12 protein-coding genes are annotated in these 13,449 nt (G+C 72.3%); 10 read left to right on the forward strand and 2 right to left on the reverse strand.

Features of this window, described 5'->3' with window-relative positions; all coding sequences use genetic code 11:
• Nucleotides 1-669 precede the first annotated feature (669 nt).
• The 6 genes from D7294_RS33035 (at nucleotide 670) to D7294_RS09360 (ending at nucleotide 6,698) form a co-directional block, all read left to right on the forward strand.
• Nucleotides 670-1,995, forward strand: coding sequence for an ABC transporter substrate-binding protein (locus D7294_RS33035; protein WP_241562221.1), 1,326 nt, complete (start codon nucleotides 670-672; stop codon nucleotides 1,993-1,995).
• Entirely contained in the window at nucleotides 1,992-2,927 is a 936-nt protein-coding gene (locus tag D7294_RS33040; protein ID WP_241562222.1) for a carbohydrate ABC transporter permease, read from the forward strand. Before D7294_RS33035 ends, D7294_RS33040 begins: the two co-directional genes overlap by 4 nt.
• The gene (locus D7294_RS09345) at nucleotides 2,924-3,832 is read left to right on the forward strand and encodes a carbohydrate ABC transporter permease (protein ID WP_120677520.1); all 909 of its coding nucleotides are present in this window, start codon (nucleotides 2,924-2,926) and stop codon (nucleotides 3,830-3,832) included. The genes D7294_RS33040 and D7294_RS09345 overlap by 4 nt, the downstream gene beginning before the upstream one ends.
• Before the next feature lie 8 nt (nucleotides 3,833-3,840).
• Nucleotides 3,841-4,746: a 5-dehydro-4-deoxyglucarate dehydratase gene (locus D7294_RS09350; RefSeq protein WP_120677919.1), complete on the forward strand. Its 906-nt coding sequence runs from the start codon at nucleotides 3,841-3,843 to the stop codon at nucleotides 4,744-4,746.
• Between the two features lie 135 nt (nucleotides 4,747-4,881).
• On the forward strand, nucleotides 4,882-5,346 hold the full coding sequence (locus tag D7294_RS09355; RefSeq protein ID WP_120677522.1) for a hypothetical protein: 465 nt from the start codon (nucleotides 4,882-4,884) through the stop codon (nucleotides 5,344-5,346).
• 101 nt (nucleotides 5,347-5,447) lie between these two features.
• Entirely contained in the window at nucleotides 5,448-6,698 is a 1,251-nt protein-coding gene (locus D7294_RS09360; protein ID WP_120677524.1) for a helix-turn-helix domain-containing protein, read from the forward strand.
• A gap of 419 nt (nucleotides 6,699-7,117) precedes the next feature.
• On the opposite strand, the gene D7294_RS09365 is transcribed toward D7294_RS09360, so the two are convergent.
• The gene (locus D7294_RS09365; RefSeq protein WP_120677526.1) at nucleotides 7,118-7,960 is read right to left on the reverse strand and encodes an ABC transporter permease; all 843 of its coding nucleotides are present in this window, start codon (nucleotides 7,958-7,960) and stop codon (nucleotides 7,118-7,120) included.
• The gene (locus D7294_RS09370; RefSeq protein ID WP_174248306.1) at nucleotides 7,957-8,976 is read right to left on the reverse strand and encodes an ABC transporter ATP-binding protein; all 1,020 of its coding nucleotides are present in this window, start codon (nucleotides 8,974-8,976) and stop codon (nucleotides 7,957-7,959) included. The genes D7294_RS09365 and D7294_RS09370 overlap by 4 nt, the downstream gene beginning before the upstream one ends.
• 134 nt (nucleotides 8,977-9,110) lie before the next feature.
• On the opposite strand from D7294_RS09370, the gene D7294_RS09375 reads away from it, so the two are divergent.
• The 4 genes from D7294_RS09375 (at nucleotide 9,111) to D7294_RS09390 (ending at nucleotide 13,438) form a co-directional block, all read left to right on the forward strand.
• Nucleotides 9,111-10,340, forward strand: coding sequence for a sensor histidine kinase (locus D7294_RS09375; protein ID WP_120677530.1), 1,230 nt, complete (start codon nucleotides 9,111-9,113; stop codon nucleotides 10,338-10,340).
• Complete coding sequence (locus D7294_RS09380; RefSeq protein ID WP_120677532.1) at nucleotides 10,337-11,002, forward strand: response regulator; 666 nt, start codon at nucleotides 10,337-10,339, stop codon at nucleotides 11,000-11,002. The genes D7294_RS09375 and D7294_RS09380 overlap by 4 nt, the downstream gene beginning before the upstream one ends.
• A 744-nt stretch (nucleotides 11,003-11,746) precedes the next feature.
• Nucleotides 11,747-12,400: a DUF4360 domain-containing protein gene (locus D7294_RS09385; protein ID WP_120677534.1), complete on the forward strand. Its 654-nt coding sequence runs from the start codon at nucleotides 11,747-11,749 to the stop codon at nucleotides 12,398-12,400.
• Nucleotides 12,401-12,781: 381 nt separating this feature from the next.
• Nucleotides 12,782-13,438: a DUF4360 domain-containing protein gene (locus D7294_RS09390; protein ID WP_120677536.1), complete on the forward strand. Its 657-nt coding sequence runs from the start codon at nucleotides 12,782-12,784 to the stop codon at nucleotides 13,436-13,438.
• Nucleotides 13,439-13,449: the final 11 nt, after the last annotated feature.

The raw sequence follows: 13,449 nt of genomic DNA on the forward strand, positions 1-13,449 counted from the left end.
CCTCTCGCCTCGCCTCCCGTGGTCACTTTTCCGCCAGTTTGCTGTATCTGGAAAGTATTTTTCTTGCACTTTGCAATGCTCACCGAAGGGGTTGACGCGTCGTGCGCTGCCTGCGGAAACGGCCCTCGTGTAGGCGCGTGACGCCGCAGCGTGACCGTTCGCTGCGGCCGACCTGCCGCCTCGCCGGAACGCCGGCCGCCGGCGAGCACGTTCCGTGTTCCGGCCCCGCGCCCCCCACCCGCCCCCGCGAACCCGGCGCCGGTCCCGCCGGTCCCGCCGGTCCCGCCGCGGGCACGGAGGGCCGCGATGTTTTCGGCCAACCGGCCCCCGATACAACCTTTCCTTGACCAACGGGGCCCGGGGGCCGGACGGGGCGGGTGGGGGCGGCGTGGACGCCCGGGCCCTGCGTCGCCCCCCGGGCCGCCCGCCCGGGCCCCGCGCCGGCGCGCGACGGCGCAAGCGGTTGCCCCGGCGGGTCACGTACATGAATGCGGGGCCGCGCGTGGGCCCGCCCGCGGCCCCCGCCGGACGGCCCCGTCGAAATCGTCGAAAAAACCTGAGTGAGCGGCGTGTTGGCGAAAGGGTTGACCGGCCGTCCCGGGGGCTTCTACTGTGCACGCACACTTCTCACAGACATGAAAATGGTTCATCCTTGTGAACGGAGCTGTGATGCTGAGACCGACTTCGGCCCGGACTGCCGTGGCCCTGCTGGCGGCCGGTGCGGTCCTCAGCGGACTGACCGCCTGCGGTTCCGACGACGGCGACTCCGGCGGATCGGGCGGGGCCCTGGAGGTGTGGACCCGGAGCGCCGACGCGCCCGCGGAGACGTACCAGAAGGTGTTCGACGCCTTCACCGAGGAGACCGGCATCGAGATCGACTACAAGCCCGTGGTCGAGTTCGACACCCAGATCCAGGGCCGGGCCGCCTCCCGCGACCTGCCCGACGTCTTCATCAACGACAGCGGCTCGCTCGGCACCTACCAGTCCCAGGGCTGGCTCACCCCCGTCGACCGCGACTCCGTCACCGGCGGCGAGGACATATCCGACGAGAACTGGGCGACCACCCAGGGCCTCGACGGCGACTACTACGGCATCCCCTTCTCGCGGCAGGCCTTCGTCACCGTGGTCCGCAAGGACTGGCGGGAGAACCTCGGCCTGCCCGTCCCCGAGACCTGGGAGGACCTCTCCGCCCTCGCCGACGCCTTCGCCACCCAGGACCCCGACGGCAACGGCCAGGACGACACCTTCGGCATGGTCGTCCCCGGCACCACCGAGCGCGGCTACCTCGCCTGGTGGGCCTCCTCCTACATCTGGCAGGGCGGCGGGGACTTCGTCACCGAGGGGGACGACGGCACCTACGAGTCCGCCTTCGACTCGCCGGGCACCGTCGCGGCCGTCGAGTGGATCAAGGAACAGTTCTGCACGCCCGGGCACGTGCAGCCCAACGCCCTCACCTCGACCACCCTGGAATCCCGGCAGTTCAACAACGGCGAGGCCGGCATCTACCTCACCGGCCCCTACAACCTCGCCGCCTACGACGACCAGCCGGGCCAGGACACCTACGAGGTGATCCCCACCCCGCCCGGCCCCGAGGGCACCACGATGCTGGCCGAGGGCGAGAACATCTACCTCGGCGCCGGCTCCGACAAGACCGACGCGCAGCTGAAGCTCGCCGAGTTCCTCATCTCGCCCGAGGCCCAGGAGATCGCGATGGCCGCCGACGAGGCCTCGGAGCCCGTCGTCAGGCTGCCCGTCAACAGCACCGTCGACGCCGGCCAGGTCCGCAACGACCCGCGCTGGGAGCTCGTCCAGGAGCAGTACGACAACGACTCCAGGGCCTTCCCCTCCGCCATCAACTTCACGCCGATCCGGCAGGCGGTCGCCGAGGGCCTCAACGCCCTGATGGCCGACTGCGGCAGCGACGTCGAGGCGGGCGTCGCCGGCATCTCCGAGGACATCGACGCCGAACTCGCCGACCAGGACCTGCTCCCGTGACGGCCCCGGTCACCGAACGCCCGGCGGCGGCCCCCGCGCGGCCGCCGGGCGTGCGCCGCCGCCCGTTCAACTGGCGGCGCGCCCTCACCCCCTGGCTGTTCCTGGCGCCGGGACTGCTGCTCGCCCTGTACTTCAAGTTCATCCCGATGATCCAGGGCATCAGGCTGAGCCTGCACAAGGTGCAGCCCTTCCTCGGCGACCAGTGGGTGGGCCTGGACAACTACCGCACCGTGCTGGAGGACGACCGCTTCCGCGAGGCGTTCCGCCACACCCTCGCCCTCGGCATCGGCCAGACCCTCGGCGCGATCGTCGTCGGCTTCCTGCTCGCCCTCCTCCTGGAGGGCCAGGCCAAGTCGCTGTGGATCGTGCGCACCGCCGTCTTCCTGCCGGTCATCACCGCCATCGCCGTGGTCGGCGAGATCTGGCGGCTGCTGTACCTGCCCACCGGGGACGGCTTCGTCAACACCCTCCTCGGCCTGGTCGGCATCGGCCCCCAGCCCTTCCTCGACAGCCCCGACAGCGCCCTGTGGTCCGTGATGGCCGTCGGCGTGTGGATCGGCGCCCCCTACAACATGGTGATCATCCTGGCCGGCCTCGCGGGCGTCGAACGCTCCCTGTACGAGGCCGCCGCCGTGGACGGCGTCTCCCTGCTCCAGCGCCTGCGGTACATCACCCTGCCCGCGCTGCGCCCGGCCCTCACCATCGTCCTCACCCTGGCCGCCATCCGCGGCCTGCGGATCTTCACCGAGGTCTACGTCCTCACCGGCGGCGGTCCCGCCGGCCGCACCGAGGTGTGGATGACCCGCGTCTTCTCCCTCGGCTTCGAACGCAACGACATCGGCGTGGCCTCGGCCGCCTCGATGCTGCTGCTCGCCGTGACCCTCGTCCTCACCATCGCCGTTCGCCTCCTCAGCCGGAGGGCCGACACATGAGCAACGCCCTCTCCTCCCGCCGCCCCGCGGGAGGGCGCGTCAGGCCGACCCGCTTCGACACCGCGCTCGGCTGGTCGCCCAGCTTCGGGCCCGCCCTCGTCCTGCGCATCCTGCTGTGCGCGCTGGCGGTCTTCGTCTTCGCCGCGCCGTTCCTCGTCATCATCAGCGGCGCCTTCAGCAAGACCGCCCAGGCCTCGCACCTCTCCCTCTTCCCCACCGACTCCACCCTGCAGAACTTCCAGGTCGCCGGCGACCGCGGCCTGTGGAGCTACTTCGGCAACTCGCTGGTCATCGCGGGCGGCGGGCTGCTCCTGCAGATCACCGTCTCCGTGCTCTCCGCCTACGCGCTCGCCCGGCGCAGGTTCCGCGGGCAGGCCATCGTGATGGGCCTGTTCCTGCTCACCATGATGCTGCCCGAGGAGATCATCGCGATCCCGCTGTCCGTCGTCCTCGGCGACCTGCCCGTGCTCCACACCAGCCTCAAGGGCAGCGTCCTCGGCGTCATCCTGCCCGTCGGCGCCTGGGGCTTCTCCGTGCTGGTGATGACCGAGTTCATGCGGGAAGTGCCGCGAGAGATCGAGGAGTCGGCGCGCCTGGACGGGGTCGGGGAGTTCCGCATGCTGTGGCAGATCATCCTGCCGCTGTGCCGCCCCGCCCTCGGCGTCATCGGGATCTTCGGCTACCTGATGATCTGGGACCAGTACCTTCTGCCGATCATCGCCGCCAACAGCCCCGACGACTACACCCTCACCGTCGCCCTCTCCGTCCTGCGGGCCGACGTGCAGGTCGGCTCAGGCGTGGTGCTGGCCGGGGCGCTCGTCGCCCTGGTACCCAGCCTCATCGTGTACTTCTGTCTCCAGGGCTCTCTCGTACGTGGAATCACCGCAGGCGCGACCAAGGGATGACCACCACCATGCAGTTCAACGGAATCCTCTTCTTCCCCGTCACCCCCTTCGGCCGCGACGGCGCCGTCGAGGAGGAGCTGCTCGCCCGGCACATCGGCCGGGGCGTCGAGGCCGGCGCGGGCGGCGTCTTCGTCGCCTGCGGCACCGGCGAGTTCCACGCCCTCACCGTCGCCGAGCTGGAGACCTGCGCCAGGGTCGCCGTCCGGACCACGGCCGGCCGCGTCCCGGTCGTCGCGGCGGCGGGCGGCCCCCTGCCCCTGGTCAGGGAACAGACCGAACGCCTGGCCGCCGCCGGCGTGGACGGCGTGCTCCTGCTGCCGCCCTACCTGGTGGACGCCCCGCAGAGCGGCCTCGTCGACTACGTGCGGGCCGTCACCTCCGCCACGCAGCTGCCCGTCATCGTCTACCAGCGCGCCAACGTCGTCCCCACCCCCGCGACCGCCGCGGAGATCGCCGCGCTGCCCGGCGTCGCCGGCCTCAAGGACGGCGTGGGCGACATCGAGCTGATGCACCGCACGGTGCGCGCCGTCCGGCAGACCAGCGGCCCCGGCTTCCAGTTCTTCAACGGGCTGCCGACCGCCGAGATGACCGTGCACGCCTACCGCGGCATCGGCATCTCCCTGTACTCCTCGGCCGTGTTCGCCTTCGCCCCCGAGATCGCCCTCGCCTTCCACGGGGCGGTGTCCCGCGGCGACGAGGAGACGGCGGGCCTGCTGCTCGACGAGTTCTACGCCCCGTTCGTCGAACTGCGCCGCCAGCGGCCCGGCTACGCCGTCTCCCTGGTCAAGGCCGGCGTACGCCTGCGCGGCCTCGACGCCGGCGGCGTCCGCGCCCCCCTGGTCGACCCCACCGGGGAGCACCTCGACCGCCTGCGCACCCTCCTCGACCACGGCCTGGAACTCGTGGCCGCCTGACGCCTTCCCGGCGTCGTCCACCCCCGGCCCCGCCACCCACGGCGGGGCCGCACCTTTTCGGGGCAGGGGCGGCACGCGGCCTCCGTGCCATGACGGCATGCCGAGGCCCGTCCGCCCCGCGGCTAAGATCCCGCCATGTCGATACCGAGAGTCCTGAGCAAGGGAGTTGGGGCCGTGCTGCTGTGCGGCACCGCCGCACTGACCGCCGCCTGCGGGTCCGGCGGCGGGTCCGGCGGCGAGGCGGGCCCGGGCGAGACGCAGACGGAATGGGCGGACAAGCTGACCAATGTGGTGGACAGCCTGCCGAGCGCGTGCGCCGGGGTCGGCCCCGAGTGCAGCGGCTACGTCACCGCCCTCGACATGGAGATGAACGACCTGGACGCCGCCATCGCCTCCTGGGACGACGCCGATCGCTACCAGACCGTCCGCGACGCCTCGACGGCCACCCACGAGGCGGCGGACAACTACGACAACCTGCGCTGCATGACCATGTCCCCCTCCGACCTGGACGCCATGACCTGCCAGGCGGACCTGCAGGAGGCCATCCAGCACGTCAACGAGGCCAGGGACCGGCTCCTGAACCCGGACAGCGGCTCCTGACCCCGGCGGAGCCCGGGCCCGCCGGTTCCTCGGCTGTCACCGACCGTGAGTCAGGAGTACCGTTCCGTTTGTCGAGAACCGAACGGAACACGGGAGTCGACATGCCCGACAGCGCTGACAAGTACATCGGAGCCCGAATCGCCGGGTACCGGCGTGACCGCGGGCTCACCCAGACCGGCCTGGCCATGCGGGCCCACGTCTCCAAGTCGCTGGTGTCCAAGGTCGAGTGCGGCCAGCGGGGCGCCAGTCCCGAGTTCATCGCGGCGTGCGGACGGGCGCTGGGCGTGACGCCCGCCGAACTGCTCGGCCAGCCCTACCGGGACGAACTCCGCGCCGACGAGCTGGACCTGCTGATCCAGCCGATCCGCGAGGCGCTGAACCTCTACAATGTCGGCGGGGACCCGGCCCTCCGTCCCCGTACCATCGAGGAACTGGCCGACGAACGCGACCGGTTGAGCGGCCTGATCCACCGCACGGAGCTGAAGGCCGCGGCCATCGACCTCCCGGCACTCCTCGCCGAGACCACCACCGCGGCCCACGAGACCGGGCATCCGCAGGCGTGGGCGCTGCTGTGCGGCCTGAACCGTGTCGCCTTCAACCTCGCCTCCAAGCTCGGGTTTCAGGATCTCGCCTTGCTCGCCGCGAGCCGCACGGAGTGGGCAGCCGCCCGCGCGCAGGATCCCCTTCTCGCCGCCATGGGCACGTGGATGAGTGCGAACGTCTGCTCCCGGTACGGCGAGTTCCGTACCGGGCTGCGGCTCCAGGAACGCGGCATGCGCCTCGCCCAGGACGCCGAACCCGGCATCGAACGGGACGCGGCCATCGGGCAGAAGCACCTCGCCAGCGCGGTGCTGGCCGCCCGGCTGCGGGACGCCGGCGCCGCGGCGGGCCACCTGGCCGAGGCGGAGCGCTATGCGCAGCGCACCGGCGAGGCGACTCCGGAGAGGTGGCTGGGAGCGCACGCCCCCACGAGTAACGACCCGGTCGGATTCCGGGCCCGGGGCGTGCACTGGTACGTCTTCGGCCCGACCAACGTGAAGGCGCACAAGATCGCGGCGCTGGCGGATCAGAACCGGTTCGCCGAAGCGGTCAAGGTCGCCGAATCCCTGCACCTTCCGGCACGGTGGCCGGTGATGCGCGCCGGCCAGGTCCACATCGACGCGGCGCGCTCCTACCTGTGGGCGGGACGGGAGGACGCCGCGTTCATCAGCCTCCTGAAGGCCCGGCGCATCGCCGCTGAGCAGACCCGGTACCACCCGCAGGTGCGGGAAACCGTCACGCAGCTGCGTCGCCGTGAGCGGTCGAGGAGCGGGTCGCTCGCACACTTCGCCGAGTGGGTGGGCATTTCCTGACGACGGCGCGCAGTTGCACAGTTCCGTGCAACTTCCAGCGTGGCCGGGTCGGCACGATGTGACGGTCAGCACAGGGATCGTTACAGCAGGAGTCGACCGTGACGATGCAGCAGGATTCGGCGTTTCCGCCTTCCGCGGGGCGCCTGTACATCTCTTTGGCGTGTGCGGAGCGGCGTTGTGAGGAGTGTCGTCAGCATGAGGCGCGGGCGCCTGAGCCGGAGAACGGGATCGCGTTCGATCCGTGTGCGCATGGGTGTCACACCACCCGCGTGCCCGCGCCGTGACCCCGTGATGGTGCCGCACCGTCGTGCGCTGCCCGGGGGCGGCGGGCGAGCCGGGCGGGAGGGCGCGGCGGTGCGGGGCTAGGCCGCCGGCGGCGCGGCCCGCAACGCCCGCGCGCCGCAGCCCGGTTGGGGCGTTCACACGTCGCGGCGCCGGACGGTGAGCACCGCGACGGCCACCGCGGCCGGCGGCCACAGCACGTACACCGCCCAGGAGCCGGGCACCGTCGGGCGGAGGAACGGGCCCCCGCCGTCGGGCCAGGTGTCGACCAGCCGTTCCCAGGAGGGCTGGATCAGCGCATGCCTGAGGTCCGCCGACCAGCGCCTGTCCTCGGCCAGGAAGGGCGGGAGCAGCAGCAGCGCGGAGGTGGTGACGACCACGGTCGTCGCCACGTGCCGCAGCAGCGCGCCGATGCCGAGGCCCGCCAGGGCGCACACGGGCGCCACCAGCGTGGCCGCCGCGAGGGCCCGCGGCGCGCCGGGCTCGCCGAGCGCCCCGGCCACGTCCGCGCCGTTCATGATCACCTGGACGGAGACGAAGGAACCCGCGGAGACGAGGAGGCCGGCCGCCGTCCACAACACGGCCTGCACGACGGCCTTGGCCAGCATCACCGAACCGCGGGCCGGGACGGCCACCGTGGTCGTTCTGATCAGGCCGCTGCCGTACTCGCCGGCCACGCTGAGCGCGCCCACGCTGCCCGACACCAGGATCAGCGTCATGAAGCCGAGGGGGGTGAACGCGTCCCGCAGGCGCTGCGCGGAGGGCGCGATGCCCGGGTAATCGCCCTTGTTGTCCAGGGCCGTGAAGGTCGCGGCCCCGATGACGAACACCACGAGCAGCCCCAGCAGCCAGGGCGTGGAACGCAGCGACCTCGTCTTGATCCACTCCGCGGCCACCAGGTCGCCGAAGCGGGCCCTCGGCTCGTTTGCGGGCGGGGGAGCGGCGGGTGGCGGGGGAGCGGCGGGTGCGGGGGCGTTCATGCGTCCTTGCCTTTCCTCGTGGGTTCCGCCTCGTCGCGGCGGCCAGGCGCGCGCCCGGGGTCAGGGCGGCCGCCGGGGGAGGGGCGTTCGGCCGCCCCGGGGCCGCCCGGCGTGCGGTACTCGGCGCTGTCCGCGGTCATGTCCATGAACGCCGCCTCCAGGGAGGCGGCGCGGGTGGTCAGTTCGTTCACCTGGAGGCCGTGCCGCAGGGCCAGCGCCCCGATGCGGTCCGCGGCCAGGCCGGTGACGGCGAGGCGTTCCGCCCCGGCCGAGCCCTCCGGCTCCACCGCGGCGCCCTCGGCCACCAGCACGCGGGTCAGCTCGGCGGCCTGCGGGGTGCCCACCACCACCGTCCGCCCCCCGGCGCGCGCCGCGAACTCCCGCACCGACTCGGCGGCGAGCAGCCTGCCCTGCCCGATGACGACCAGCCGGTCGGCCGTGTTCTCCAGCTCCCCCATCAGGTGGCTGGAGAGGAAGACGGTTCGCCCCTCGGCGGCCAGGCGGCGCAGCAGCCGCCGCGTCCAGCGCACGCCCTCGGCGTCCATGCCGTTGACCGGCTCGTCGAACAGCAGCACCGGCGGGTCCCCGAGCAGCGCGGCCGCGATGCCGAGCCGCTGCTTCATGCCGAGGGAGAACCCGCCGATGCGGCGCCCGGCCGCCCTGGCAAGCCCCACCTCGTCGAGCACCTCGCCCACCCGCCGCCGCGGCAGGCCGTTGCCGCGGGCCAGCGCCCACAGGTGCGCGGCGGCGCTGCGCCCGCCGTGCACCTGCTGCGCGTCCAGCAGCGCGCCCACGTGCCGCAGCCCGCGGGGGTGGGAGGCGAACGGGACCCCGCCGACCCGCGCGGTGCCGCCGGTGGGCCGCTCCAGGCCCAGGATCAGCCGCAGCGTCGTCGTCTTGCCCGCGCCGTTCGGGCCGAGGAAGCCCGTCACCTGCCCCGGCCTGACGGTGAAGGACAGCCGGTCCACGGCCGTCTTGTCACCGTACTTCTTGGTGAGTTCGTCGACTTCGATCACGTCGGCCACGGTGCCAGGGCGGCGGGCGCCCGGGCATCGGACCGCCGGACGCAATGCCGGGCCGCCGCTTCCGCCCACGGGCGTAGTCCCGCGGGCTCATGCCCGCGGCGGCCGGCCCGGTTAACCTCGCGGCTATGGACGCGACCCGCAACGCACCCCTGGCGGGGCTGTGGCACCGGCTCGGCCCGGCCCTGGGCTGGACCACCGCCGCCTTCCTCCTCACCGGCCCCCACGTGCAGCTGCTCGCCGTGGCCTGCCTCGACTACCGCAACGGGCTGGCGCCGCTCATCCCCTTCGCCCTGCCGGCGGCCGTGGCGGTCACCCTGCTGCTGCGGCGCTTCCCGCTGCCTGCCCTCGCCCTGCTCCTGACCTCGGCGCTCCTGCCCGCGCTGCTCTCCTTCCCGCCGGACGCGCTGCGCGGGGTATCCGGCAACGAGCTGGTCTTCGAGGAGATCGGGCCCGCCGCCCTCGCGCTGTGCCACATCGCCGCCGCCCGGCCGCCCCGCACGGTCCTCGCCGCGGCCGGCCTCGTGTGCGCCACCCTCGCCGGCTTCGAGACGCTCAGGCTGTGCCAGGGGGTCGCCCTGGCCGACACGCGCGGCCAGCTGGAGGTCGCGGGGCAGTTCGCGTTCGCCCTGCTGGTCGGCCACACCATCCAGCAGCGCCGCGTTTCGGCGGAGGAGGCCAGGGCCAGGGCCACGGAACGCGCCATCACCGCGGAACGGCTCAGGATCGCCCGCGAGTTGCACGACATGGTCGCCCACAGCGTCGGGATCATCGCCATCCAGGCGGGCGTCGGCAACCGCGTCATCGAGACCCAGCCCGCCGAGGCCCGGGCGGCGCTGCGCGCCATCGAGGCCACCAGCCGGGAGACCCTCTCCGGCCTGCGGCGCACCCTGGTCGCGCTGCGCCGCGGCGAGCCGGCGGACGGGCGGGAGCAGCAGCCGCCCGACGCCCCGGCCCCCGGCCTCGCGGACCTGGAGCGGCTGGCCGCCGGCGCCCGCGACGGCGGCGTGCTGGTCGCCGTCCGCACCCGCGGCGAGCCGCGCCCGCTGCCGCCCGACCTGGACCTGGCCGCCTACCGCATCGTGCAGGAGGCCGTGACCAACGTCGTCCGGCACGCCGGCACCGAAAGCTGCCAGGTCACCGTCGACTACGGCAGCGAGGACCTCGGCCTGGAGATCGTGGACGCGGGCCGCGGCGTGCCCGGCCGCCTCCGGGAGGGCTTCGGGCTCACCGGCATGCGCGAGCGGGTCGGGCTGCTGCACGGCGAGTTCAGCGCGGGGCCGCGCCCCCTGGGCGGGTTCCGGGTCGCGGCCAGCCTGCCGCTGGCCGAGCGCGCCGGGGCCCTGGCGGCCCGGTGAGCATCCGCGTCCTGCTCGCCGACGACCAGCCGCTGGTGCGGTCGGGGCTGCGCGTGCTCATCGCGGACGCCGGGGACCTCCACGTCGTCGGCGAGGCCGCCACCGGGGCCGAGGCGGTGCGGCTGGCCAGGGAACTGCGGCCCGACGTGGTGCTGATGGACATCAGGATGCCCGGCATGGACGGCATCGAGGCGACCCGCCTGATCACCGGCGGGGGCGGGCCCACCCGGGTCCTGGTGCTGACCACCTTCGACGAGGACGCGCACGTCTACGGGGCGCTGCGGGCCGGGGCCAGCGGATTCGCCGTCAAGGACATGGCGCTCGACGACATCCTGGCCGCCGTCCGCGTGGTGGCCGCCGGGGACGCCCTCCTCGCGCCAGGCGTCACCCGGCGCCTGATCGCCGAGTTCCTGCGGCACGAGGACCGGGCCGGGCACCGGCCGCCGCGCCGCGAGGCCGAGGGCCTCACCGAACGCGAACGCGAGGTGCTGACCCTGGTGGGCCGCGGGCGCTCCAACGGCGAGATCGCCGGGGACCTGTTCATCTCCCAGGCCACCGCCAAGTCCCACGTGGCCCGCCTCTTCACGAAGCTCGGCGCCCGCGACCGGGTCCACCTGGTCATCCTGGCCTACGAGCTGGGGCTGGTCAGCCCCTCCGGCTGAGGGGCGGCCCGCCGGCGCGCCTCGCCGGTTCGCGCCACCGTGTTTGTGCCGTTCGTGACCGGCGGGCCGGGAGCTGGGAGGGGCGGTGCGGAAAACATGACGGAATATCCGGGCGGGCCGCGGGATGTCCCGGCGCGACCGTGAGTCCGGGCGGAAAATGATTGATTACCGGCACGTTAACAAGTGTCGCTCCGGGGGCTCAAATCCGGCTCTGTTGCCGTTATGGTGCGTTTCTTCTGACCCCGCGAGACATCGTCATGGAAACCCCGCCGACGGGCCAGGCGTTTCTCGGCCTCCTTTTTGTGAAACGCCTCACCCTCTTCCTTCTTATTCTGCACCCGCTTAACATGGGAAAGCTCCCAGATGAAGGGGGCCGCAGGGCCGAAGGGGCGGCACGTACAGGACAGTACGCGTCCCTCGTCCTGGAAGAACGAGCCGTTTTCAGCATCACCGCACCCCCCACGGAAAAGTCCTGCCGCGCGGCCTTTGGTCCGGCCCAGGACGTTTCCCGCAGGCCGTGACCGCATCGGTGGCTGGAATTGGTCAGCCGGCCCCGTTGCCGCGGCGATGCCGCCCTGCCCTGCCCCACAAGGGCCCTTGGGAACAGCCCTGCGTCGCCCGATCCACGCGTGACCGGTTATCGGGTCCCACGGGGACTGCGCATGCCGCTGACAGATGGCCGTATGCGCCGCACCTCGTTTCCGGAAACGTATGTCCGGCACGCAAGACACCGATTGGAGAATCATGCCCGGAGTACTTTTTGCCGGCGGAGCGGTCGCGGCGATGATCGCCTCGGCTCTTGCCGCCCAGGGCGCGCCGTCGGCCCTCGACACGCCCGAGAGCGTGCCCACCGAGCAGATCGAGATCAGCATCTCGACCATCAACGGCTCCGGTTGCCCTGCCGGGACCGCGGCCGTCGCCCCGTCCGCCGACAACACGGCCTTCACCGTCACCTACAGCGACTACCTGGCCCAGGTGGGCGTGGGCGCGACCCCGACGGACTTCAGGAAGAACTGTCAGCTGAACCTCGACGTGCACATTCCGCAGGGCTTCACCTACGCGATCGCCTCGGTGGACTACCGCGGCTACGCGTACCTCGCGGACGGCGCCTCCGGCCTCCAGCAGGCGCAGTACTACTACCAGGGCTCCCCGGAGACCGCGACCTCCAGCACCACCTTCGCCGGGCCGTACGACGACAACTGGCACACCACGGACTCCACGGAGTACGCGGACCTGATCTGGGCCCCGTGCGGCGAGGACAGGAACGTCAACATCAACACGGAACTCCGGGTCTACCGCGGCACCTCGGACACCACCAAGACGACCAGCCTGATGACCATGGACAGCACCGACGGCTCGGTCAGCACCACCTACCACCTCACCTGGAAGGAATGCTGAGCACGCCGTCCGCCGGCGGCTGAGGCCGCCGGGCCCGCTCCGCCCCGCCGTCCCGGTGAGCGGCGCGGCCCGGCAGCCGCCTGCCCGCCGGCGGGACACAGTGGGAAAAAGGGGGACCACCCCCCGAGTGCGGAGTGATGTTTCCGCTTGCCGTCTGTCCACCGCAGAGTCGGAAACATCACTCCGATCCGGCCCCGAAGGGCAAGCGCCGTAGCAACCGGCGCTCTCCTACCGGGCCTTGGCATGCACCGTACCAGGAACGGCGCCTCCCCTCCGCCTGGCGGCGTGAATGTGACTCACGCTGCACGGCCTCATCCTTCTCGTGGACCGCGCGCGCCCCTCGTGGCCGGCGCGGTCCATCGACCACCGATTGGAGAACCCATGCCCGGTGCTCTCATCGTCGGCGGCGCGCTCGCTGCCCTGTTCGCCACCTCGACGTCCGGCCAGCTCGCCTCCCCGCCGTACTTCGAGGACGCGCCCTCCGACCACATGGAGATCCAGGTCGTCACCGTCAACGGATCCGGCTGTCCCGAAGGCACCACCGCGGTCGACGTCTCCGAGGACAACACCGCCTTCACCGTCACCTACAGCGACTACCTGGCCCAGGTGGGCGTGGGCGCGACCCCGACCGACTTCAGGAAGAACTGCCAGCTCAACCTGGCCGTCCAGGTGCCGCAGGGCTTCACCTACGCGATCGCCTCGGTCGACTACCGCGGCTACGCCTACCTGGCGGACGGCGCCTCCGCCATCCAGAAGGCGAGCTACTACTTCCAGGGCTCGCCCGACACCGCCCAGTACAGCCACCAGTTCACCGGCGCCTTCGACGACAACTGGCTGGCCACCGACGTCACCGACATCGAGTCCCTGGTCTATGCGCCCTGCGGCGAGGTCAGGAACTTCAACATCAACACCGAGCTGCGGGTCAACCCCGGCACCTCGGACACCAGCGAGACGACGAGCCTGATCACGATGGACTCGGCGGACGGCGACCTCTCCACGACGTATCAGCTGTCGTGGATGGAGTGCCCCGAGGACTGACCGGAGCGCCG

This window comes from Streptomyces hoynatensis (assembly GCF_003626535.1).
GTDB classification, from domain to species: Bacteria; Actinomycetota; Actinomycetes; order Streptomycetales; family Streptomycetaceae; genus Streptomyces; species Streptomyces hoynatensis.

What these genes read in the sequence shown, in the direction of transcription:
- D7294_RS33035 (WP_241562221.1), top strand. Translation starts at nt 670, where the DNA reads ATGCTGAGACCGACTTCGGCCCGGACTGCCGTGGCCCTGCTGGCGGCC.
- D7294_RS09345 (WP_120677520.1), top strand. Translation starts at nt 2,924, where the DNA reads ATGAGCAACGCCCTCTCCTCCCGCCGCCCCGCGGGAGGGCGCGTCAGG.
- D7294_RS09350 (WP_120677919.1), top strand. Translation starts at nt 3,841, where the DNA reads ATGCAGTTCAACGGAATCCTCTTCTTCCCCGTCACCCCCTTCGGCCGC.
- D7294_RS09355 (WP_120677522.1), top strand. Translation starts at nt 4,882, where the DNA reads ATGTCGATACCGAGAGTCCTGAGCAAGGGAGTTGGGGCCGTGCTGCTG.
- D7294_RS09360 (WP_120677524.1), top strand. Translation starts at nt 5,448, where the DNA reads ATGCCCGACAGCGCTGACAAGTACATCGGAGCCCGAATCGCCGGGTAC.
- D7294_RS09365 (WP_120677526.1), bottom strand. Translation starts at nt 7,960, where the DNA reads ATGAACGCCCCCGCACCCGCCGCTCCCCCGCCACCCGCCGCTCCCCCG.
- D7294_RS09375 (WP_120677530.1), top strand. Translation starts at nt 9,111, where the DNA reads ATGGACGCGACCCGCAACGCACCCCTGGCGGGGCTGTGGCACCGGCTC.
- D7294_RS09385 (WP_120677534.1), top strand. Translation starts at nt 11,747, where the DNA reads ATGCCCGGAGTACTTTTTGCCGGCGGAGCGGTCGCGGCGATGATCGCC.
- D7294_RS09390 (WP_120677536.1), top strand. Translation starts at nt 12,782, where the DNA reads ATGCCCGGTGCTCTCATCGTCGGCGGCGCGCTCGCTGCCCTGTTCGCC.